At 46.4% G+C, this 22,101-nt stretch carries 17 protein-coding genes; 4 read left to right on the forward strand and 13 right to left on the reverse strand.

Going from position 1 to position 22,101, the window contains the following annotated elements; all coding sequences use genetic code 11:
* The first annotated feature begins 7 nt into the window (after positions 1-7).
* Positions 8-469, forward strand: coding sequence for a hypothetical protein (locus B9N89_RS22310; protein WP_132322929.1), 462 nt, complete (start codon positions 8-10; stop codon positions 467-469).
* Here B9N89_RS22310 and B9N89_RS22315 read toward each other — a convergent pair.
* A complete protein-coding gene (locus B9N89_RS22315) occupies positions 460-1,881 on the reverse strand; it encodes a hypothetical protein (RefSeq protein WP_132322927.1) in 1,422 nt (473 codons plus the stop codon). The genes B9N89_RS22310 and B9N89_RS22315 overlap by 10 nt on opposite strands.
* 161 nt (positions 1,882-2,042) lie before the next feature.
* Positions 2,043-2,654 (reverse strand): hypothetical protein, encoded by a 612-nt coding sequence (locus tag B9N89_RS22320; protein WP_132322925.1) that lies wholly within the window; start codon positions 2,652-2,654, stop codon positions 2,043-2,045.
* Positions 2,655-3,344: 690 nt separating this feature from the next.
* Between B9N89_RS22320 and B9N89_RS31500 the strand changes: the two genes are divergently transcribed.
* Together B9N89_RS31500 and B9N89_RS22325 are read left to right on the forward strand one after the other, a co-directional pair.
* Positions 3,345-3,500 (forward strand): hypothetical protein, encoded by a 156-nt coding sequence (locus B9N89_RS31500; protein ID WP_159455561.1) that lies wholly within the window; start codon positions 3,345-3,347, stop codon positions 3,498-3,500.
* A gap of 154 nt (positions 3,501-3,654) precedes the next feature.
* Entirely contained in the window at positions 3,655-4,833 is a 1,179-nt protein-coding gene (locus B9N89_RS22325; RefSeq protein WP_159455562.1) for a helix-turn-helix domain-containing protein, read from the forward strand.
* Here the strand turns inward: B9N89_RS22325 and B9N89_RS22330 are convergent.
* The 3 genes from B9N89_RS22330 to B9N89_RS22340 all read right to left on the reverse strand — a co-directional run bounded on the left by B9N89_RS22330 (position 4,772) and on the right by B9N89_RS22340 (position 9,492).
* Positions 4,772-5,971, reverse strand: a complete 1,200-nt coding sequence (locus B9N89_RS22330) for a hypothetical protein (RefSeq protein WP_143478243.1) — start codon at positions 5,969-5,971, stop codon at positions 4,772-4,774. The genes B9N89_RS22325 and B9N89_RS22330 overlap by 62 nt on opposite strands.
* Positions 5,972-5,973: 2 nt before the next feature.
* Positions 5,974-6,966, reverse strand: coding sequence for a discoidin domain-containing protein (locus B9N89_RS22335; protein WP_132322919.1), 993 nt, complete (start codon positions 6,964-6,966; stop codon positions 5,974-5,976).
* Positions 6,967-7,140: 174 nt separating this feature from the next.
* Complete coding sequence (locus tag B9N89_RS22340) at positions 7,141-9,492, reverse strand: hypothetical protein (protein ID WP_132322917.1); 2,352 nt, start codon at positions 9,490-9,492, stop codon at positions 7,141-7,143.
* Between the two features lie 273 nt (positions 9,493-9,765).
* On the opposite strand from B9N89_RS22340, the gene B9N89_RS22345 reads away from it, so the two are divergent.
* A complete protein-coding gene (locus B9N89_RS22345) occupies positions 9,766-10,290 on the forward strand; it encodes a hypothetical protein (RefSeq protein ID WP_132322915.1) in 525 nt (174 codons plus the stop codon).
* A 26-nt stretch (positions 10,291-10,316) separates the two neighbouring features.
* On the opposite strand, the gene B9N89_RS22350 is transcribed toward B9N89_RS22345, so the two are convergent.
* The 8 genes from B9N89_RS22350 to B9N89_RS22385 form a co-directional block, all read right to left on the reverse strand.
* Positions 10,317-12,692 carry an ATP-binding protein gene (locus B9N89_RS22350; RefSeq protein ID WP_132322913.1) on the reverse strand — a complete coding sequence of 792 codons (2,376 nt, stop codon included), beginning with the start codon at positions 12,690-12,692 and terminating at the stop codon, positions 10,317-10,319.
* Positions 12,693-12,910: 218 nt separating this feature from the next.
* Positions 12,911-13,195: a hypothetical protein gene (locus tag B9N89_RS22355; RefSeq protein ID WP_132322911.1), complete on the reverse strand. Its 285-nt coding sequence runs from the start codon at positions 13,193-13,195 to the stop codon at positions 12,911-12,913.
* A complete protein-coding gene (locus tag B9N89_RS22360) occupies positions 13,192-13,920 on the reverse strand; it encodes a hypothetical protein (RefSeq protein ID WP_132322909.1) in 729 nt (242 codons plus the stop codon). Before B9N89_RS22360 ends, B9N89_RS22355 begins: the two co-directional genes overlap by 4 nt.
* Before the next feature lie 237 nt (positions 13,921-14,157).
* A complete protein-coding gene (locus tag B9N89_RS22365; protein ID WP_132322907.1) occupies positions 14,158-14,952 on the reverse strand; it encodes a hypothetical protein in 795 nt (264 codons plus the stop codon).
* Between the two features lie 382 nt (positions 14,953-15,334).
* Positions 15,335-17,392: a hypothetical protein gene (locus tag B9N89_RS22370; protein WP_132322905.1), complete on the reverse strand. Its 2,058-nt coding sequence runs from the start codon at positions 17,390-17,392 to the stop codon at positions 15,335-15,337.
* A 72-nt stretch (positions 17,393-17,464) separates the two neighbouring features.
* Positions 17,465-19,075 (reverse strand): ABC-F family ATP-binding cassette domain-containing protein, encoded by a 1,611-nt coding sequence (locus B9N89_RS22375; protein ID WP_132323013.1) that lies wholly within the window; start codon positions 19,073-19,075, stop codon positions 17,465-17,467.
* Positions 19,076-19,415: 340 nt separating this feature from the next.
* Positions 19,416-19,952, reverse strand: a complete 537-nt coding sequence (locus tag B9N89_RS22380) for an NUDIX hydrolase (protein WP_200820768.1) — start codon at positions 19,950-19,952, stop codon at positions 19,416-19,418.
* A 263-nt stretch (positions 19,953-20,215) separates the two neighbouring features.
* Positions 20,216-22,006: a coiled-coil domain-containing protein gene (locus B9N89_RS22385; RefSeq protein ID WP_132322903.1), complete on the reverse strand. Its 1,791-nt coding sequence runs from the start codon at positions 22,004-22,006 to the stop codon at positions 20,216-20,218.
* Positions 22,007-22,101: the final 95 nt, after the last annotated feature.

A 22,101-nucleotide genomic window follows, 5' to 3' on the forward strand; every position in this document is an offset into this window, starting at 1 on the left:
GGAAGTAATGACTGAAAAAGAACCAGGATTAACCAAAAGAAAGTTTAGTGGCTGGCTGCTTGAGCCGCTAGTACAAACAAAAATTGGTCTCTATTGTATTGCGCTTTCAGCGATATTTGCCTTTGTGATTGGCATTATTATATACACTAACTTTGCTGATCTAGTGCAATCCATCCTGGTTCTCACCGATGCGCCAGACGAAGTACGTAACATATTTGCAGAGTACTGGTCATCCATCCAAGGCTGGATATATTTCAGCCTGGCGACTTATATTTTCGCCACCATCGGAGTTTCTATTTGGTATACCCATCGCTTCGTGGGGCCAGCCATCGCATTTCGCAAGCATCTTGAAGAGATGGCTAAGGGAAATTTCGAATATCAAACAGTTCTCAGGAAAGGTGATGCCATGGAGGATGTTGCTAAAGCGCTTAATAGAGCTTCGGAACTGTTGATGAACGATCAGGCTTGATGGCTATATTTGTTGCTGCGAAACCAGTTTTGAACTTCAAGGTAGTAGTCGCTGCTATCGTTTTTATGGACGTATAGCACGTAAATTGTATCATTCAGATTGTCGTTGCGGATATGAGGGGTAAACTTGTAAGGTTTCACCCGGCTTTCCAGAAAGCCAGGCACATAACGCTGGAGCTCTCGATAGACCCTAGGATGAATTAATATGGCGTGATGGCCTTCGGCAATCATCTCGTTCAAGTCTGGAATGCCTCGCCGTGCGTCCAAATATGTCTCTGAAAAGGTGATGCATTCCCCTTCAATTTCATAGTTGGATAACTCCCCAGAGAAGATGCCCTTGCCCACTCCATAGGTGAGGCTTGAAATCAAAACTAGGTTGTCCATCTCCATCTGGTCGCAAACCACCTGCTTAAAAATATTAAGCTGCTTGAAAACGGTGGCTAGTACAAACTGCCCCTTATTTTCATTCTTCGGTAGCGGGAACGGGTATTCGTAGGTAAGGGTATAGTTATCCTGGCCCGATTTTGCGATGTAGCCAGGGCCACGTACCTCAAAAACATCATGGCCGTCAGACAAGCGAGACATAGGAATATACTTAAACTCATACTGGCTCCTCATAAAATCTTGTAGTTTTGAAAGGTAAGAGTCGAATATTTCATGCTTCCTTGTGATAAGAATGTCGTCGGGGGACTGTAGAATGAACTTACTTGTCCAAAACTTAATTCTGTGGATCGGCATGGTCTCTTTGTAGCTTAAGCCCTTGAGGATGAGGTCAATTTGGTGAGGAAGGCACTTACTCGTTAACTCCCCATGAAGGTAGCGATATTTTCTGGAATTTTCTTGTCTCTCGCGATCAACGGTCTGGCGGTAAAGGTAATCCTTATAGAGCCGGTCTTCCGCAATGATATAAATCATCATCCCAGCAAAGTAGCCGCCAACATAGTGGACATACATCTGACTGACCAGATTGCTGTCATAGATGGCCAGACTCAAGATCGAAACTATGGTGACTACCGTGTTGCGCACCACACCAATCGTGCGCCGCCGAAAGCAGATAGCAAAGCAGATCATCTGAGAATATTGCAGAGGCGAGGTGGATAGGTTGAACTGAATCTCATGAGCTCGCATCACAAGGGCTGTAGCACCAAGAACTCCCGTGGCGCATACCATGTCGGCAAGGGTTCGGTAGTAGCGAAAGGTGCGGTAGCTGGAACTTAGGTACATGACCAGAGTGACAAACATCACGAGCAGGGTTGGCAGATATATAAATGATGACAAAAAGTCGATCCGTGCATTCAAAACAGAAATAAATACAAGTCCGATCGAGCCCAGCAATGAGATCCAAAACATAGACTTTTTTGCATGCTGGCAAAGCACATCGTTGTAGGGAATGGATTCTTCCGGTTCTTTCATTGAGATCAGCACTCGCATTTATCATTGATTGCTCCATTGATATCGGAGCTTTTAGGGAAAAGACAATGGTAGGCGTAGCTAAACCAAAAAGTAAGGCTTAGCAAACCCTTTGCTAAGCCTTGAAAAGAATAACGTAAAGAAGGATATCTTGCCTAAAAGATCTATGATGCCTTTGTTGGCAAAAAACTTGTCTCTAGAGCTTCTTCGCGGTTTCTGGATTTGCATTGCTTTCTTTTATAGCGAATAAAGAATTCGCGAATGCAAAAGTACTTTGCATACTTACAGCGAAATGGACTGGTGTAAAAGACCACAGCGCGGCGTCCAGGGTATTTCGGAACATCCCCCTCGTAGATGCGTCCCAGGGAAAGTCGTTCGTAAAGGCGAACAAGGTATTCGTGCCGAGCATCCACAGCGAAGGTAATATAGTCGATATCAGAGATCGAGCCGGCATAGTGGGTGACGGTCAGCCAAAATTTCATCATCAACTGATAGGAGTCATGAAGCTTGCCTTTGGCCCACACGAGATTGATTTCTAGGCAGAATTTTTGAGGAACGGCATGAAAGAAGTTCTGAGAATCGGGAAGAACTTGAGGCCAAGCCATGTCTTGCCCCAACGCGAATGCGAATCCACCGACCATCTGGCCATCAATAAAAGCACCATACACCTGGCAATCAAAGATGTATTCGGCTGGAACATTCATCTTCGCGCGCTGATTGTACTCTCTTAAGAAAAGGTACTTTTGATATTCATTGTCTAACTGCTTAATTTCCATGATCGCCCCCAGAGTAGTCCTTGGCCCCCTTAGCTGTGTCAGTCCTTGGTCCCCACCAAATCGCTTAACACGGGTGCTTTGAGGTCCGTGCAGAAAACCTTGGTCCCCACCAAGCTTCTGTCTCGACAGCGTAAAAACTCAGTCCTTGGTCCCTACTAAGGAAAAGTTGGTCCCCACCGGTGAGCTGAATGATCAGTCCTTGGTCCCCACCAAGATAATCATGGTCCCCACCATCGTTGGCTGAAAGGAGAGTCCTTGGTCCACACCAAGATTCGAAGCCAAGCCCTTGGTCCCCACCGTAGTACGGCTTCGATACTTTTCTTAGAGCAATGGTCTTGCCAAAGCTAAACTATTAAAAATAAAGGCGATCCCAGTGTCCAAGGATTGAACACTGTTAGGAAGTTAACAGCCCTGGCTGAAAGTTTTACAGATCCGTAAGAATCGTGCCAGCAATAGGGTCGAGCTAAGAAAATCTCTTGCAATGCGCGAGACTTAACAAGTCGCCAAGCTGATGTGAAGACGACGGCCCATCGCAGAAATTCCATGGCTTTCGCCAATGACATACAGTCGAACTTGTTCGATCAAGGATGATGCCAAGTGCTCCATGGATCTCAAGGACAGCGACTTGATGAGGCTTATGGTCTTATATATAAAGTATTCAAAATCGAGGCTTATAGAGGCATATAGAGCATGAGAAAGCCGACATCATCTGGCCGGTTAATGGAGAGCCTAGGCTCTCTGAATCAGTCTAAGCATCAGGTACTTGTCAAAAATGGCGACACATTGGGTCGTTCGATGCTGGATGGCATGGGCCATCGAAGGTTTTTGGCACAGACAAACCCATGAGACTTTTCTCTCAGTTTGTTTCGCGGAAAAAAATGTGAAATAACTTGCCTGGAGGAAAGTCATCATCGTATTCTCCCTGCTGAATATTCTGCGGGGAATAATCAAGGACGAAGACCTACCATTATTGTGTCTCACGATGAAAAAGGGGGATGGTGTGACGGTGAAGCAAGAAACTGTTCCAATCAACAGTCGCTCACTAAAAGAAATCGTCCGAACCCGCGGACTTAAGAAAGACTGGCTCGCCTATCATCTTGGAGTATCCCGCATAACAGTGTCGCGGTGGATCAATGGCCACGTTAAAAGTATCCAGCGGAGCAATCTTGAGGCTCTCGTTGCCTATCTAGAATGTGATGAATCTGAGCTCGTCATGGAATCCTTTCAAGAAGGCAGACTTGCAACATGGTATCGAGAGTTTCTGAACAGCGAGGACTTTGCCACCTGCCTGGATAAAAGCTCCCCAGACTTTATTCGAGGGTCGTGGGTCGCTGCCCAAGATTTTGAGAGGCCTCACCGTGACCTCGCCTACCATCTTTCACAACTTGCCATGTATTTAAGATGCTGCGACAGACATCAGCAAGCCAAGCAATACCTTGATATAGCGCAAGCTTTGGCAAAGCAGGACAACGGTTCGGGTCTATGTGCACAGGCAAAATTGGATGCTCTTGTGGCACTTCAAAGTGGCTTGAGTTTATCGGTTCTACTAAGAGAGATTCATTCCTGCCTTGAGTCTGAGGAAGAGCTTTCCCCAAACGTGTTTCTGTGGCAGGCAGAACTTTATTGGCAGTACGGAGATTTTTATCAAAGTAAGGTCATTCTCCAGCAGATTTTCGAATACTTCCTTGAATCAACTGATGCTAAAGGGCGTTTTCGATACTTTCAGCTCAGGCTTCTCTTAGCCCTTGATGTCGGTGACTGGGTGGAGCTTGGGCAAATGATTAAGACTTCCATGAAGATCTTCGCCGAAACCTCTGAGCGACGGTATTGGAAGAAACTCCATGAGTTGCTAGAGGTGCCAACGCCTGAAAGGGCTTTAGGGATGAAGCAGAATCACTGCGACCAGCTAACGATCTGCCTAACTCTGGAACTTCTTATGAGACAGGGAGACTTCTCTACTGCTAAGACGCTAGCTGATGAATATGTTTCAAATGAAACTCAGATCTTTGATCTAGCGCAGTTTGACTTTCTCAAAGCAATAGCCACCAAGAAATCAGATGAGCTGCGGGCTGAAGGCCACTTAAGGTCGTGCCTAGAAGCTCTTCAAGCTCTGGGGGCTAGGAAACGGATTCCTCTTTATCTGGAACGATTTCGCTGTGTGGACCTAATGAATCCTTAAGGTCCTGAGCAATTCCTAAGACATCGTCGCAGGTTCCGCCAGAAAGCCTTCTGGAAAGGGCCATATACTCGTTAAGAGCCATCGATGCGATTTTAGTCATCTTTTGCCTTTCTAGCCAACGGCAAAGAGACAGCCAGATCAGTAGCTCTTTGTCGACATTGCGGAGGCGACGAGCGTTCTTGAAGATAAACTCCATCTTTTTCATGCGCATGGTCAATGGCACAGTATCATCGTAGGCGCCCTCAATAATGAGAGCCATCTTATAAGCCAGACCTTTTTTGCGGATTTGCAAATCCTTCTTGCGAGCCAGTGTCCGAATCTTCGCCATTTGGCGGAGCCACCGGTAGCTGCTCACGGAACTAGCCCAAAAGAACATTTCAATGAGGTAGCTAGCTTGGTGGTGGCTTTCATCGAGTTTTGTGAGATCACGAATGCCATCGAGAGACTGTTTTTCTTGGATTCTGATACACGCCAGCTCCCATTCCAGCTCGTGACGCACGGATAGGTCGATGGATGGGTCAGATAAGGTATCTTGTATCAGGGACTTAGCCTCATCAGCCCGAGCTGCCAGCCTGAGGCATCGCACGCGGCCAATGCGCGAGTTGTCAAAAAAACTTTTGGTTTTCTCCTCTTCAGCCTTACAGAAATAGTCATAGGCTACAGAGGCATCGCCGAAGCGCAGGGCTTTCATTCCCATCAAGTAGTCGTTGAAGGTGTCGCCACCGGGGGCGACTCGATAGGTCGATTGGTTGGCGATCTCTTGCTCCCAGGTGGAGAGCCAGAACTCACCTTCATTCAAATATAGCTGACTTTTTAATAGGTGAATATCGCCGTATACCACAGACAGCTTGCCCTTACCGGGAATAACTCGGTGGACTTGCAGCAAGGTGGATGACAAATCGAAAAGGCTTTTGACTTCTTCAGGGCTTAAGCAATCATATCGCACGTGATGAGCTAAGAGACAAAGAATATAGACCAAGCGCCGCAGCTGGTCTAGCTCAACACCATGCTCTAGTTGGGTGATGAGTTCCAGGCAGTGATGAACCTTGGCATCGCCACCTTGCTCTTCTTGTATTCCTTGCAGCTCGTGGCGAACATCATCTTTTATAGATAGGAAATCTTGGTAACGCCAAGCCATGATTATATCCCCCAGTCGATGGTGATCCAGGGGCCTTGCTGACTCGGCTGATTGATGATGTAACGCTGGATGGAGCGCCATGTTCTGCCATCATTTGAAACACTTATCTCGATATCATCCGGGACGCATTCGCCGACCGGGTAGTCGATAATATCAGCCTTGAGTCGAATTCCTTCAATCTTTGTTTCCTGGCCAAAATCAAGGCTAAACCAATTATTTTGATTCACGCTATTGAATGGCTCTGCGACGCCAAAGCTTGCAAACTCAGTTTCCCAGTAGGCAATGTCGTCGATCAAAGCAAGGTGAACCCCTTCCACATCAAAACCTGCGTTGGGGGTGACGATATAGTTACCGATGCGGAACACATCACCCTCAACCACATTGTTCTGCCATACTCCCTGCTCCTTGGCTTCGAGGTATCGAACGCAGGCTGTGGTCTGTGGTGGGTTGACAAACTCAGACAGTTCAATCGACCTTATATCGAGCCTTAGGTAACGAAAGCCAAGGGTTTCTTCGGCCTGAATGGTTTGGGCCATGGGCACTCTGAGAGAAAGTGGCCGTTGTTCTCGAAGGATTCCCTCAAAAACCATGGTCGAGGCATTAGCGACTGTGGCAAACGATTCACTTTGGCGTTTATTGGTAAAACCGAAGGAATACTTTGCACTTCTTGGATCACGTTTGACAAAGGTCGATTGATAGTCGCCTTCAACGGAGACGATCCAGTTTTCAAATGCCTGCTCAACAGGAACGGGGTTTCCATTCTGCACTAGTGAGCAGTCGATATCGCTTTCAAGATTACTGACTTTGGTATGGTCGCAGTGGATCATGTATCCAGGCAAGCCGCCATTGTCTTCTGAAGGGCGATTGGTTGAGTTATTAAGCTGCTGGGTTTTCTCAACCGCCTCTTGACGGTCGGTCTTACCGAACTGGGAGAAGTTTTGACAGCCGCTGATCCATAGGGTGGCAATAAGAGCGACAACAAGCTGAAGCTTCATGTGTTCCTCTACAATATATTTTAGCAAGCGTAAGCGCGAATAGGGCTGTAGTCCCTATCGGTTAGAATGGGTAATTACTTTAGTGGGAGGCAATTCATTCAGTAAAGATAGAAGGATAAGGCCTCATTAGAAAGCCTTTTTCTACATAAATAGCCCAGCTAATGGGGCCTTCAACTAGCGGCGGGCAGCGAGTCGATCCCGGCGATACTTATTGATGAGGTACTGGCTCAAGCTATCCAGCTCTTCGTCATTCAGAAAGGTGTTGTAGTGAAAGATCTCCGATATACGGCCTTTAAAAAAGCTTGGAACCAGGGCATCGGTGTCGTGAAAGCTGGTGGGTCCTGTCAAGCCTCCCAGGTCGATGCTGCCCTTGTGGCGTGGTAAGGGGCCAATTTCCGCTTGGGTATTCTCGATAAATTGCTCATTGATAAAAGCCAACAGGCGGTTTTTATCGGAGTCGAAGGCAAAGACCACTGTGTAGTTGTGGTTTGGCTCGATAGGGTAGCTGAGGTAGTGCTTACCCCAAGCCTTGTGATATCTTAGCTTTTTCTGATTGAAGACCATAAGATAGATCATGCCCTGATGGATGTATATATTCAGCCCCCGCAGGTGATCACCCTGCTTGTAAATCATCTGCCGCCCTTGGACATCCTCACCAGTTTTAATGGCAAAGGCCAAAGTCTTGGTGCGATAGTAGGAATCTCGATTGAGGATTTTTGATTCCTGAAATGAAAGAACTTGATTGCCTTGAAACTGAAGGTGGGCTAGATAGCCCTCCTTATCCATCACTGGCTGGGGTTTCTCAAGTTTTGGTTTAGGCTTAAGAGTCAGGGGACTTGCACCATGATTGACGAGGCCGTCGTCGCTTACAGAAAGCCAGTGAGCGGCAGGAGTGGTTTCTTTGAAGCTTTCGTCATCGATAATTCTTAAGTTGAGGCTTGATATGGGTGTAAGACCCTCGTCAGTCATAAATTCAATGGCGACATGCTTCTCAAACTCTGGCCGGCTGTTATCTTGTACCTCAATAGAGAACGGCACTCGCATCTGATGCTTTGCAATTTGAATTTCTTTTGGAACGGAAACTTCCTGTTCCGCACTCGGATGGCCCCCGATCTTGGTTCTTACCACTAGCGGCTTTCGAGGTGGGAACTGAAGTTCCAGTTCCATTGCGATCTTCTCACGCTCACCCTCCTTGATGGTGACGTCCTTAAGGTGAGTGAATAGAGTATTTTTCTTGTCCGAAATCATGGTCTCTTGCCAGAGCTTATTTTCGATGCTAACTCGCTCGTTTTCATTAAGGAGTCGGTTGTAAGCAGCTATGTAGGCGACTTGTCCCTGGAAAAAGTAGCCATTTTTTATCTTAGCAGCTCCATCATGGAACGTGATCTCTTGATGGGCCCCCCCAATGCCAATGCCACCTTGATGGCCGAATAGCTTGCCAACCCCATGTTGTGCACCGAGTTCGTGGCGATTGAGCCAGGCGCTTAGGGTCTTTGCGTTGGCATTGAGTTCGATCACAGCTAGGTATTCGGCGTTCGGAACAATTCCAGTTTGAATATGGGTCGGTGCCCACGGGGTGCTGGCACCTGCATCGTCATTTGCCAAATTATAGGCACCTAGGAATAACTGCCCATGATCAATATAGATATTGATGCCGCGTAAGATGCTACCTTGTTCAAAAATGACCTGTCGCCTCTGAACGTCAGCACCGGTATGAAACCCGACAATCATCGTCTTGGCGAGATAATGATCGGCGGAATTCAAGACAGAATCATCGAGCACTGTAAGTATATCAGCCTTGCCATCGAAGGCTAGTCGCCCTTGTCGTCCCTTGGTACTCGCTTGGAATTGGGGGCTACCGCCTTCAGAGAGAACGATAAGGTTTTCGGGACCGTGATCCTTAAAACTTTGACTTTCCTCGTCAGCTTTGAGTTCAAAGGCTAAGCCTTGCCGTGTATCGACTTGGTCGTTGTCATCAATAACAAAAGCCAATGAGGTTTCGCTTAGCTCCATATAAGTCGGTGCCTTGAACTCAAGTAGCAAGATCTCACGAGCTTCGACCTGATAGTCGTCTTTCAAGGGTAAAACGATTTCTACTTGGTCCTGGTCTTTTCCAAACAGGATATTTTTACTTGGCTCCAACACCACATCGTCGGTGCCTGCTTTCGAGTCTTTGTGAATCCTCATGCTTAACATCAAAGGGTAGTGGAGAAGGTCTTGGCGCTTAAAAGTGATGACGATGTCATCATCGTGTCCCTCTCTTAGATGGAGCTGGTTTGCTTCCACAGAAATAGGGATGATTTGCCCGTTCAGTTCCCCTTTGATGAGGTCTTTGGACACTCCCTCCAAGGCACTAGACAAAAGGTCTTTTTCATCGGAACTAAGGGAGTTCTGCCAAGCTTCCTGTAGCCTAGTACTCGTGCTTGATTCATCAGAGTCTTTGGAGCTTGGCTCCACGCTTTGATCCTTACAAGACACCATAGTCCAAGCGATCAGCATAACCACTAGCAAATGCATTTTTTTCACCATTCTTTCCTCGACGAGCCATCACATTGTCTTGTTCGGCGTTCGAAAACTATATCTGAGCATGTCTCCCTTTCACCTGAAAATCGCAATATATACAAAGATCTAGTAGAATTCTTACCTATGAAAATAGATTGATCGCAGAATCTGAAAGCTTACTTCAGCCATGACCATAAGTCGGCGAGGGGTTTCCAGCGGAACAGTGGCACGAGTACCTACGAATACCAAATGCTTTTCTGTTATACTTTAAGGAGCTTGCAGTAACAGGGGAAGGTCATGACTAAGAAGAATTATCCAGAAACCTCATTCTTTCGGCGAAAGTACCTAATCAACCGAGGTTTTCAGATTCGATTCATCGCCTATACCATCGGGATTGCACTCGCTGTGATTCTCACAGTGTTTCTGACGAGCAACTACTTCTTCTGGGCGTTTGCGGAGCGAGGCAAGAGCCTTGGCCTTGATGAAAGCCATGTTTTCTATGTTTTTCTAGGCCAACAACAGTCTTTTATGAACCAACTACTGGTCGGACTGTCGGTCTTCTACTTTTTTTTGCTATCGGGCTTTGGTTTGGTACTAAGTCATCGAGTTGCGGGGCCTATGCATCGCCTCAACCGTCATATGCTGTCGGTTGCCAAAGGCGAGGTAACATCGCCACTATCCTTTAGGAAAAACGATTACTTTCAGGAGCTTTCGCTTTCTTACAATGCTCAGTATGAATATCTAAAATATGGTATCAATGCTACTAACCGCAAGGCCTCTGCTCAAGAACATGAGTCCAGCCAGCTCAAAGAATCATCCTAAGCTTCATGACCATTCTAGATTTTAAGTTAAGCAGCTTGTTCTTTTTGCTGACGATCAATCTTGGCCAGATGAGTGGCTAGGGTTTCCTTACGAATCGGCTTGGCTAAGACCTCGTTCATGCCTGCTTCCAAGCAGCGCTCAATATCAGCTTGTAGGACGCTGGCAGTGAGAGCAAAAATGTTTAGTTCATCTTTGGAGAATGTCTTTCGAATTTCTATTGTCGCTTGAAACCCATCCATCACAGGCATATGGCAGTCCATCAGTATCAGATCGAAGTTGCCTTCTTGAGCGGCGGTGACTGCTTCTAAACCGTTATTGACGATCCTTGGCTGAATGCCAAAGCCGTTGAGTTTCGTTTCAATCACGATCTGATTCACAGCATTGTCTTCCGCTACGAGTACTTTAAGTTGGGGGTAGCGCTGGATGGGTTGAACGTCAGCCTTAGATTTTTGGAGCACTTTCTCGCGGCTGAATTTGGTTGGAATTTCGACACAGAACTGGGAGCCCCGGCCTAATTTACTTTTTACATAGATCATCCCATTCATACACTCAATGAGAGACTTTGCGATGGAAAGGCCAAGACCTGTTCCCCCGAAACGCCTTGTGGTAGAGCCTTCTGCCTGCTTGAACGGCTGAAATACAGTTTTAATTTGATCGGGTGTCATGCCAATACCTGTATCACTAACGACGATTTTAAGCCGTTCGTCACGGTGGGCTGTGCCAACCTTTGTGATTTCAATAAGAACTTTGCCATTCTCTGTGAATTTTACTCCGTTTGAAATCAAATTACCGACGACTTGTTGGATTCTCACCGGATCTAGAACCGCCATATCGAGTTCGTCAAAATCCGTCTTGACTTCAATGGGGACGCCTTTGGCGGACGCAATGGAGTTGTGCAACTCGACCAGGTGACCGATGGTTTTGGTAATGGAGCAAGGTATAGGATCAATAGATATCTCGCCCGACTCTATTTTCGAAAAATCGAGAATATCGTTTAACACCGCCAGTAAAGTTTCACTGCTCGATGATATAACGTTCAAAATACGGCGCGGTTCAGATTGATCTCTGATCTTGGTCTCTAACACTTCACACATGCCGATGATGCCGTTTAATGGGGTTCTGATTTCATGACTCATATTTGCCAGGAACTCTGATTTAAAATGAGATATTTTGAGCACGTGCTCTTGCTTTCTTTGAATTTCAATATTCTGATTTTTGACTTCCTTTGCCATCTCATGAATGGCAGTGGCGAGTGCTTGAATATCAGGATCACTTTGAAACTGCTTCAAGCCGTCCGGTATATGGCCATGCGAGATGTCTTTGATGTACTTGATCAGCCGTTCTATCGGATCGGTAATTGATTTTGCGAATCGGATACTAACATAGAGGGCCCCAATGATGATGCATGTCCAAAATATGCCAGGTAAAAGCAAGCGGTTCCCTAAGCTTGAAAACAGAAATCTGTGAGGTAAAAATATTCCCAGGTTGACATAATTTTCTGAATCAAACGCCGATAGCTTGAAGCGTCGCTTAATAAAACTGGCATCTGGTTCACTAAGCAGGGTGAGTTTGTTTTCTGGAATCTCATCGACTCCAAGAACAAAACTTTTAAGCAACTGGGAACTGCTAAAGGGCGTTTGGTCTTGATTTTGAGACGAGCTTCCCTGGCCCTTAGCTAAAAGAATCTTGCCTTCAGAGTTTGAAATTGTATAGGAAAAAGCTCCCATGCCTCCTCGCTCAATGCCGCGGAAGATGGAAGAAAATTCACTGTTTACAACCAAGATACCGACCGCTTGGCCCTGGTGGAAGGCTGGAGTTGCCAGTCTTAGCGTCCAAACGCCAGTGGCCTCACCATTTTCGTAATTCTCATCGATCCGAGAAATATATACATCGCCGGGTTCAATCTTAAGGGCTTCTTTAAAATAGTAGCGATCGCCTTTCTCTTGAAGTGCGTCGCCTGAAATGACTTTGAATTCCGAGCCGTTGCGATCGACACGGACGACCTCCCTTCCGCTATTATTTAGCCCAATATAGCGAATCTGTTGATAAGAGGGCCTGGTCTTCAGCATGGCTGCAAATGTAGTACCTAGCTGCTGGGTCCAATAACTCAGTTGTGGGTCTCGGTCTATATTTTCCCGATTGCTGGCAATTAGTTGCGAAATCTGGATCGTTGCCGGGATTTGAGCTAGAAATAAAACATCTTTGGCTTTCCCTTCAATCTGATCTGAGATGTGCTCTTCGATGACATCTACCTGCTCAATCATCTTCAGCTGGGCTAGCTCTAAGTTGGATCGATAGTTTTGGATCAGTGATGAAAGAAAGACTAGACCAAACCCGACCACTGATACGATGGCACAAAATGTGATGAGTTTTTGCGATATGCTTTGTTGTGATCGAAACATCTATCTGCAACCTTTGCTCTGGCCAAGACAAAGCAAGTGTTCGGCATAAGAACGAAAAGTATGGGCTTTATTTCCTAATCATCAACTAAGTTAAATAAATATCATGATTTAAAAATCTTACTTGGGACGAATCTGCGGCTCAGGGGGGACGGGTGCTGGAGATAGGGACTGATTTCGAAAAGGGCAAAATGATTCAGCCCTTCTCCAAAAACAGGTGGCTAGTCGTTTAGTTTAGTGCGGATCAATAGGGCCTGATCACCCTGTCTCGCCTTGATGACTTGATCAGAGATGGATACCGAATCCACCGTGAGAACCTCTTCGTTGATGGTGACGGTTTCTTGTAGAATACTTTCCCGTAGCGCTTCTCGGAAATCTGGTTGGTCAAGCTCAAGGGTGACATTGTATTCAGGGTAGGCAAGCATTAGGCCGCCACTTGAATGCTCGTTGCCGCCGTAGCTGAACGCAGGTAGGCATAGCAAGGCAATGGTTAGTAGTCTTGTCATGGTGCTTTGTCCTCATTTTCAAGAAAGTCAGCGACTAACCCAATTGATACCATAATTTCGTTATCCTGGGAAACATCCTTCGCACCCTCTTCCTCTAGAACAGCTACAAATCGGCGGGCGGCAGTGCGGATTCTTTCTAAGCCATCTTGTGATACTGAACCGGCAAAGTAATCGAAGAATGCGCCCTTGCCAAGGTGTTGGGTATCGAAGTTTTTGGCGATGGCACGAATTTTTTTTAGGATGCTAATGGGGCTAGGATCGAGTTCAAAGTCACTGCTGGCGAAGTAGTTGCCATTGTCGAGCCTGAGGACCCCTTGATCGAGCAGATACTCTAGCCGTGGAGCACCAATGAGTTTACCGTAGCGGCTACAGATCGCTTCCCTTGTGACTCCTTCGGAACGCCTGGCTTCGAGAATAATCTGATAATCGATGTCTTCCCAGTCAATGCCCTGGGACTGCTGAAAGGTGCGCTTGTTCTGATCCCACATTGTAGCTAGGGAGCCGCCATACTCCTTGATGACAGCAGCAACGTTCTGGCTCGACATGAAGACGCTAAGAATCGGAACCACCGTGTTCTCGATAGATGGTTGCATCACCTCCCGCTGCATCAAGCGACGAATGGTCGAATAGCTCACTCCACTTCGCCTCGAAAGGTTGCGGAGGCTACGACTGGGATGCCCGGCAAGATATGTCTCAATGGCGTGAATCACGGCGTCGATCAGCATCTTTGGATTCCTTTCTACCCAAACGTAAAAACTTTCGAAGAAGCGTGATACTAAGCGCTCTAGGCATTGAAATAAAATGCAAAAATGGAAACTTTTTGTAAAATGTTATCAGATTGATTACTGGCAATCATTTTATTGGGAACTGTTGAATAAAGTTAGGCCTTTTGCATACTTTGCTTCGTGAAACTTGCGGGAAAGGAGGTGGCTGCTGGCTACGGGCCCAACAGCCATGAGAGCTTAGAGTCGCTTGGTATTGAGGGCCGTAAATGCAAAGGCAGTGGTGAGCACGTCGGCGCCGGATACCATGATCTCGCCATCGTATGGGATACAGCCAGTTCCCTGCTGTCGCCCGCCTATGATTTCATTGATACTATCGGTCTTCATATCCATAAGCTGCCGACATATCTGAGTTGAACTCAGGTCTACTGTATCTCCAGGTAGCTGGCGTTCCTCTAGAGACAAGCAAAGTTCTTTCTTCCACTGAAAGCTCAAGTATGGAAAGCTGCTTATCAACCGGGAAAAATAGTAGAGAAAAATATGGGCGTGAATCTTCTTGCTAAAGTGGTTAAATCCCCTTTGCACTAGCATTGCCTCTAAATATCGATGGCAGTCTGGAAATTCGTCTTCGCGATCGCAAAGGTGAGCCAGGTACAGGCCATGAAGGCAAGCTAAAGCTCGATCTTCAACTCGTGAGCAGGTGGTTTCAAAGTGGCCACCAGATAGAGCTGAGAACACAGTTTCAATTTCAGTTTCGATATCAGCATATTCGCAGAGCTGCGATTCCAAAAGAATAATGCAGCCCAAAGCTTGGAGCTTTAGATCAGCGCTAGCGGCGATGAGACGCTTAATCTTCTTTGCCTGCTTGTACCAGGAAATAGGTTCGTCACCAGATGCATTGGCAAGATCGATACTGACGACGCCGGTGTAATCTTCGATTAAAGGTTCAATCTCTAGGCTAGATAAAAACTGGTAAGCCTTATACCTTAGCGGATCTAGCTCTGGAAAATGCTCCTTAGTTACCATCCCACTCATAATAAATCCTCCATGAGTCGCCTGTGTGCTGAGGCGAAAAAGCTTTCAATGTTTTCGGATAGGCTACTTAAATCTGTAATGTAAGCATGATCCCAAAGTCAACGAAAATTGCAAGGAATCGTAGCGCATTAGCCAGAATAATGGGGCAGACATCAGGATTTTTACATGACTTTAACGTAAGCAATTTTTTTTGGGCAGGGACTTGCGTCAATGACAAGGGGGTGTATAGCGAGGATTGATATGTCCAGTTAAAAGTATGTAAAACCTTGATAAACCCCATGCTAGGCGGTGATCTGGGATAAGGCCGTCTATCCAAGATCACGCTCCATTAAATATCGTCGAGTTTTGCTCCCCTTAATAATTAATAAACCCACGAGTGACGCTATATCTTTCCTAAAATCTCGACCCGGATCTTAGCTTGAAGAGGCAGTGGTCTATCGAATGTAATTCTATTTAATTGCCGCTTAAAATTACTTTCAGGCTTATCATTAACAAAAACTGTCCAAACACTCTTTTCTAAATTTTTAACCCCATTTATTTCAAACTCTTGGCGATGATCCATAATGTAGTGATAGCGAACGGATAAGGTCTCCCCTTCTATCATGGGGCAGCTTGTCTTGATCGTGCTACCTTCAAGTACAAATGAGCTACCATCACAGCTTGCTTGGTTAGCCTTAACCATGACTGTTTCGGGTAAAGGAGCTTGAGGAAGAGTGAAGGTCTTATTGCTATCGCTGGGGTCCCGATAGCGAATAGTGATTTTCCGGTTCTCTTGGAACTCATCAATTTGAAAATGAAAGGCTTTGTCCTGATAATCTACTTCCCATGTGCGGTTTTCATCGCTGGGGTCAAAGGCATATAGGTCCATCACGAGGTGATCTTCGCTAAATCCCGATGGATAGCTGAGAATTGGATCTCCCGGAACCTGGTAGCTAATGGAGTATCGGACGCTATCCAAGGGAGGGCTGGGAAAGCGAATGATCCCGCTTACCTGATCGTGGCTATGGGCTATAGGTTGTAGATTGTCATCGAGGACCTTAAGGTCTTTAAGCTCACCCTGATGGGATAATGCGTAGTCGCTTGGCAAGGGGATGTTCTCGCGATACTGAGCTTCGATCGCCAAGCCTTCTCCCGGGAGTGTTTTAAAATGGAGTTCGGTGCCAATGACTTGGAATTCAATGCTTTCTAGGTCTTTTCCATCCACGGTGACGCTCAGCGTTGCCAGATCTGGTTCGGAGCTAAGAGTAAAACTGTCTTTCATACTCGACTCCCCATAGCGGTAGCTGATCTTAATGCTAGCATTGCGCGGAGGAGCTTCGTTGAAGCGAACCGTTTTACCATCGATCACGATGCCATCGTTGAATTCCACATTGTTAACAAGCACCGCCACGGACTTTGGCAAGGGAGTTTCCCGCAATGGAAACTGGTATTTTAGCTTGCCATAAAGATCTTCAGATATACTTAAGAAGGTAGGTCCATAGTCGCTGTCGCAGATCGATCCGCTGGTACCAGAACTCTGGCGAACTAGCTCCTGGTAAAGGTAGGCAGGACGAAAAGCTGATGGACATTGGTCAATCGTGTCAGTGGGTTTCCAGAACAAGCCATAGATCCGAACGTCTTCCCCCAGAGTTCGGTAAGCTGCTAGCTTCTCGGTGACGTAATCGACTTCCGCACTTTCAGATTCATCGTTAGCGCACAGAGTGCCATCACTGCAATTATCTTCGTCACTTACAATGAGAACTCCTAAATTGGAATTATCTCTTAGCCATTCACCAGAACAGTTCAAGGCATTAGCAATCTGCAAGAAGCCGCTTTCATCCCCTGTGCCTGCGATTCCAGTATCTAGGATTGCTTTCGCGAAATCGGCTTCTGGCTCGGGATCACTTTTTCTTATTATTTTTGTAAAGCAGCCATCTGCGGGATCGGTGGTCGTTATTGTGATCTGCCAATCGCTACCGGAAACCTTGCTTAGGAGTGACGGCAGCTCTACTGCAAGCTTCTCGTGCTCCTCTTGCATGGAATGAGAGTTGTCGACAATGATAAGAAGGTCTAGGATTCCGAAGTCGTTCTGCGAGAAGGCCTCCTCCGCGCGGCTGCCAAGGGTTCCTTGGGTAAAGTCGTCCCGGTGAGCCGGGCGTGTGATCTGCTGAAAGTCTTGCTGCACCACTTCGTACTTGCGGTTTAAAACTATGGACTGCTTGGCTGTTCGATAGCTGGCACTGAACTCAACCTCAGTTTCACCGACAGTTGTGGAGTCGAAGGACTTCACAATCCGATAGCTTTGCCGAGCTGCTGTGGACGCCAGATCTCTACTGACCGCTGGTGTTCGCTTGTTAAGCAGTTCCGGGCCTTGGGCGCACCCTTGGGTGAAAATACTAGTGATACTAAGAATAGTGATTGATTGGAAAAGGCGAACTGCCCCTTGGCTTGTCGTAAGCATTTCTGTCCCCCCTCTAGACAATGAGCCGAGAGAATCCTCGGCAAAAAGTCAAGAGAGGTTTAGAAGGATTCTCTAACTTTGCATTTGTGCTAGCTCTGCACCGCGAGTTTCCACATATTGGCCAAAGCTCACATCATGGAATGTAACACCCTTATTTCCAACTTCTACAATTCTGGTGGACACAGTTTCTGCGAACTCCAAATCGTGAGTCGCAAACAGAACCGTTCCTTTAAATTCGATCAAGCCGTTGTTAAGAGACGTGATGGATTCAAGGTCCAAATGGTTGGTGGGCTGGTCCAGAAGAAGCACATTGGCATTCTGAAGCATCATGCGAGATAACATGCAGCGGACTTTCTCCCCTCCAGAAAGGACTTTAGCCTGCTTCTTGGTGTCTTCCCCCGAAAAAAGCATCCGGCCCAAGAAACCCCGGATAAAGTTTTCCGACTGATCTTCTGAAAACTGACGGAGCCAGTCGATCAGGTTTAAGTCGCAACCTTCGAAGAAATCATTGAAATCTTTTGGAATATAAGACTGGGAGGTGGTCACACCCCATCGGTAGCTGCCATCGTCTGGCTCAACGTGTCCCATCAAGATCTCAAACAAAGTCGAGATAGCAAGTTCAGAGTTACTCACAAGCAGGATTTTATCGCCTTTTTGAACTTCGAAACTCACGTCATCGAGAATTTTTTCGCCGTTGATCTCTTTTGTTAGACCTTTAACTTCTAGCAGGATATCACCAGCTTCTCGCTCTTGATCGTACTTAATGTAGGGGTATTTTCTTGTCGAGGCAGGGATGTCGTCCAAGGTGAGTTTTTCAAGCTGCTTTTTTCTTGCCGTAGCTTGTTTGGATTTCGAAGCGTTAGCACTAAAACGTCGGATAAATGCTTCAAGCTCCTTAGCTTTATCTTCGCGCTTTTTGTTTTCGTTGGAGCGCAGTGTTAGGGCAAGTTCACTGGACTTCTTCCAAAAGTCGTAGTTACCAACATAGAGGCTCACTTTGCGGAAGTCGATGTCGACCATGTGAGTACACACTTGATTTAGAAAGTGTCTATCGTGAGATACAACGATAACAGTCTTATCGAAGTCCAATAGAAAGTTTTCCAGCCACTTAATGGCGATCACATCCAAATGGTTGGTAGGCTCGTCAAGGAGGAGGATATCTGGTTGGCCGAAAAGAGCTTGAGCTAGGAGGACTTTTACCTTGTCTTTATCTTTAAGCTCCGACATGTTTTTCTGATGAAGCTCTTCGCTAACGCCAAGACCACTCAGTAGGGTTGCTGCTTCAGATTCGGCTTCCCAGCCTCCCATTTCGGCAAATTCTGATTCTAACTCTGCCGCGCGAATACCATCTTCCTCACTAAACTCGCCCTTGGCGTAGATGGCGTCTTTTTCTTTGATCACGGTCATCAAGCGTTCGTTGCCAAGCATCACGGTCTGCAAAACTTGCTCGTCGTCATACTGAAAATGATCCTGCTTCAACACAGACATGCGCATCCGTGAGCCGATGGATACCTGACCCGTTGTCGGTTCGATTTCTCCCGATAGGATTTTGAGAAAGGTCGACTTTCCAGCCCCATTAGCGCCTATAACCCCGTAGCAGTTGCCAGGAGTGAATTTGATGTTGACCTCTTCGAAGAGCTTTTTGTTCCCGAAATTGAGGGATAGGTCCTGTGTTGTAATCATGGAAATAAGATCCTTTTCTGCGTCCAAACCGACAAAGCTCGCTACTATAAACTCTGAAGGTCAATTTGTACAGGTTTCGCGGATAATAAATTGGTGTTTAGATTCATTTTTATGAAAAATATGGCTCGGCGCAATCCATAATAATGGCGGATCGCAGAGATCGGAGAGGTAATTCTCTGGTAACAGCGCTTCTATCATCTTTGGTAAGTCAATGTGGCTATAAAAAAGTCTCCAGAATCGAATCCTGGAGACTTCTCTACTATGTGAGCTGCCTATCAATATCGATCTCGAAATTTGGCGACGGACCGTAGCGTGTCTGAGTTTTTCGCCAAGATCGAGTCTACCAGCCTAATTTTGAGCGAAGAATGCCCTTTTTATCGCCCCAGCTACCACCGCGATAGGAAAGCCTTTCGATATCATTACGATTGAACCAGCCTTTTTCTAAAAAGCCTTCATCTACAGGCTGGCGGCAGGCGTTGCTCGCGACAACTTCACAAAGAAAGACGTTGTAACTTATCTTGCCGATAGCACGGACTGCGTAACCACTTTCTTCACAAGTTTCACGCTCCGCTGTTTGGCATGCAAACTCACCGCCTTTGTTATAGCCACCAGGAAAATCCCAGCCTGGATTGCTACCATAAGGCACGCGAACGAGTAGCGCGCGGTTATCGCGGATCACCACACAGGCAGCAGGGCCTTGAGACCAGTCTTGCAACCGATTGGTACAGTCAGAGCTTCGAGTCTGTGCTAGAGTTTGAGATTGGGTTCCATCAATTACCTGGATTTGGTCAGCAGCTGTGTTGTCGGACTCGCTGGTGTCGCTTCCGCAGCTGATGATACTCGCTATAATAGCCATTGGTAGAGCGTGCTTTAACATAAATACCTCTTTTGGTGAGTGCCTTATGAGGGCGATTGATTTTAGCAGTTGGTCATGTGCTGGACTGTAATTGCAAGATCAAGACAATGGCAATACTCGAAACACTCAGCGGTTCTCACGGCCTCCTCGACGGTGAGTTTTTCTTGTTTATAAATATAGAATGAACCAGCCAGTAAAAAGCTTTATGGAGGCTTAACTTTGTTGCCGATCTATGAATTGCCTTTTGTGATAAGGGCATTTTTGGGCATGATATCTCTTTTGTACTACGAGTTGCGATTAGCGAGAATGCTAGCCAGAGCTTCGTGCAAATTCGGCTCTGGAGTATCTTTCAGTAGATGGGGATAGTGCTGGCCGAGATCGAAGTAGAAACGATCGACCTGTTGCTCTAAGTCTTGGCGACGCTGGATTTCAGACTGCAACTGAACTTTGGTTTTCTCTAACTCGTCATAACTTTGACGGTATCGAGTTTCTTGTTCCTCTATAGCTAGCTCTCTACTCTTGATGGTGTCTTCTGCCATAATCCTATAGTGCTTCAGTCGCTTAAGTTCATCGTCTGTATTTTTTAACTGTCGCATAAGTTCTTGGCAACGAGTTTCAGCCTGCTCTCGTTTCTGCTCTGTAGCAGCAAGAGACTCTTTGTGTTGCATGAGATGTTTTTCTAGGGACTCTGCGCGAGACGTTTTGAGTTGTAGCCATTCACTTGGGTCGAATTGATCCCAGTCGTCCATCGTCTGCCTGCCTTGATCGGGCACTAGCAGATTGTAGACTTTACTAAGTTTATTTTTGTAGTTTTGTAAGTTTTCTTGGTTTTCTAAAGCTTGCTCTTTGAGCTGCTGAAGTTCTTGTTCCTGGTTTGCAATGGTGAGGTTTTGGGCATCACGAGCTTGTTGCCAATCCTTGGGGATGGCTTGGCTGCGTTTGGCTTCCTCCTGGCTTTCCTCAAGGCTCAGCCGTAGTTTAGTAATTGATTCGTTCTTTTGTGCGATTTCGTTTTGGTGATTTTGAAGCTCTCGCTGCGAATCTTCTAGCTTTTGCTGGGTGTCGAGCAGTTCGTGGCGAATCGCCAAGTTATTACGGCTCATACGGTCGGTGTCTTTCTTTTGGTCAGCTATCAGTATCTTTAAGTCATTATTTTCTTGATAGGTTCGCTCATGATGGCGGGATCGCCAGAGAACCATGATACCAATCATGGTTAGGCAGCAGATCATGCCGCCAAACTCGATAAGAATCCGACCCGACTGTTTGACTTCTTGGGTTGTGATCTGACGAACCAGATTCGTAATGAGGTGCTGCCTCAGTGATTTGAAGTCTTCACGAATAGCCCAAGCCCATTGGGAAGGGGCATTGCTGAAGGTTGCCAATCCTTGATTGCTGTCAAGAATGAGCCAATGGTGGGCTTGTCGGAGATTTTCGAGGCCTTGCTGCTCCCCAGGGCTGAGAAGTTGGGCTAGCAGGTTGAGTTTTGTCTTAAACTTTATAAAGTTATCAAGATCGTCGGTGGAACCTTGCTGGTCGCCGACCATGGAGCGAAGCTCTTCAATGAGCTGAATACCTTGAAATCGTACCCGAGCCTCCCGATGGGGGATCAGCGTGATAATGTGGTGGCTAAGATTTTGAAGATCTTCTTGGGCACCTTTAAAGAAATCGTGAAACTGGTCCCGATTGTTGTTCTGATCGAGAAGCTTACGGCCCTGGATTAACTTCTCAGTAAACATCTGAAACAGGGCCAAGGCCTGCTCATCTTCAAGGACAATCTGCTGACTCAATGTTTGTAAGTTGCTTCGCTCCCATTCAAGCTTGCTTTTCTCTTCAGCACTCAAGGGATCCTTGGTGGCAAGGATGATCTCTCGCTGGAAACTATCCATAAGAGGGAAGAGCTGATCCATCTGTTTGATTCGCTGTGCTGTTTGCTGACTTTCTAAGAGAATAGGTAGGCGAAACGCCGTCATGAAGAACAGGAGCAGGAAGCAAAGCAGAACAATTCCATAGTGGAAACTGTGAGCTTTCACATTACGGAGAAATTTCTTTGCGTATGGACCAAGGACTTGTGCCATGCTGGTTCCTAAATGAATTCGTATACGTGAAGTGTGTGTCGGCAAGTCTATAGATGAAGAAATAGGCAAGTTTATCCCATCCAACTAACCATAAC

It is taken from the genome of Pseudobacteriovorax antillogorgiicola (assembly GCF_900177345.1).
GTDB lineage: Bacteria > Bdellovibrionota_B > Oligoflexia > Oligoflexales > Oligoflexaceae > Pseudobacteriovorax > Pseudobacteriovorax antillogorgiicola.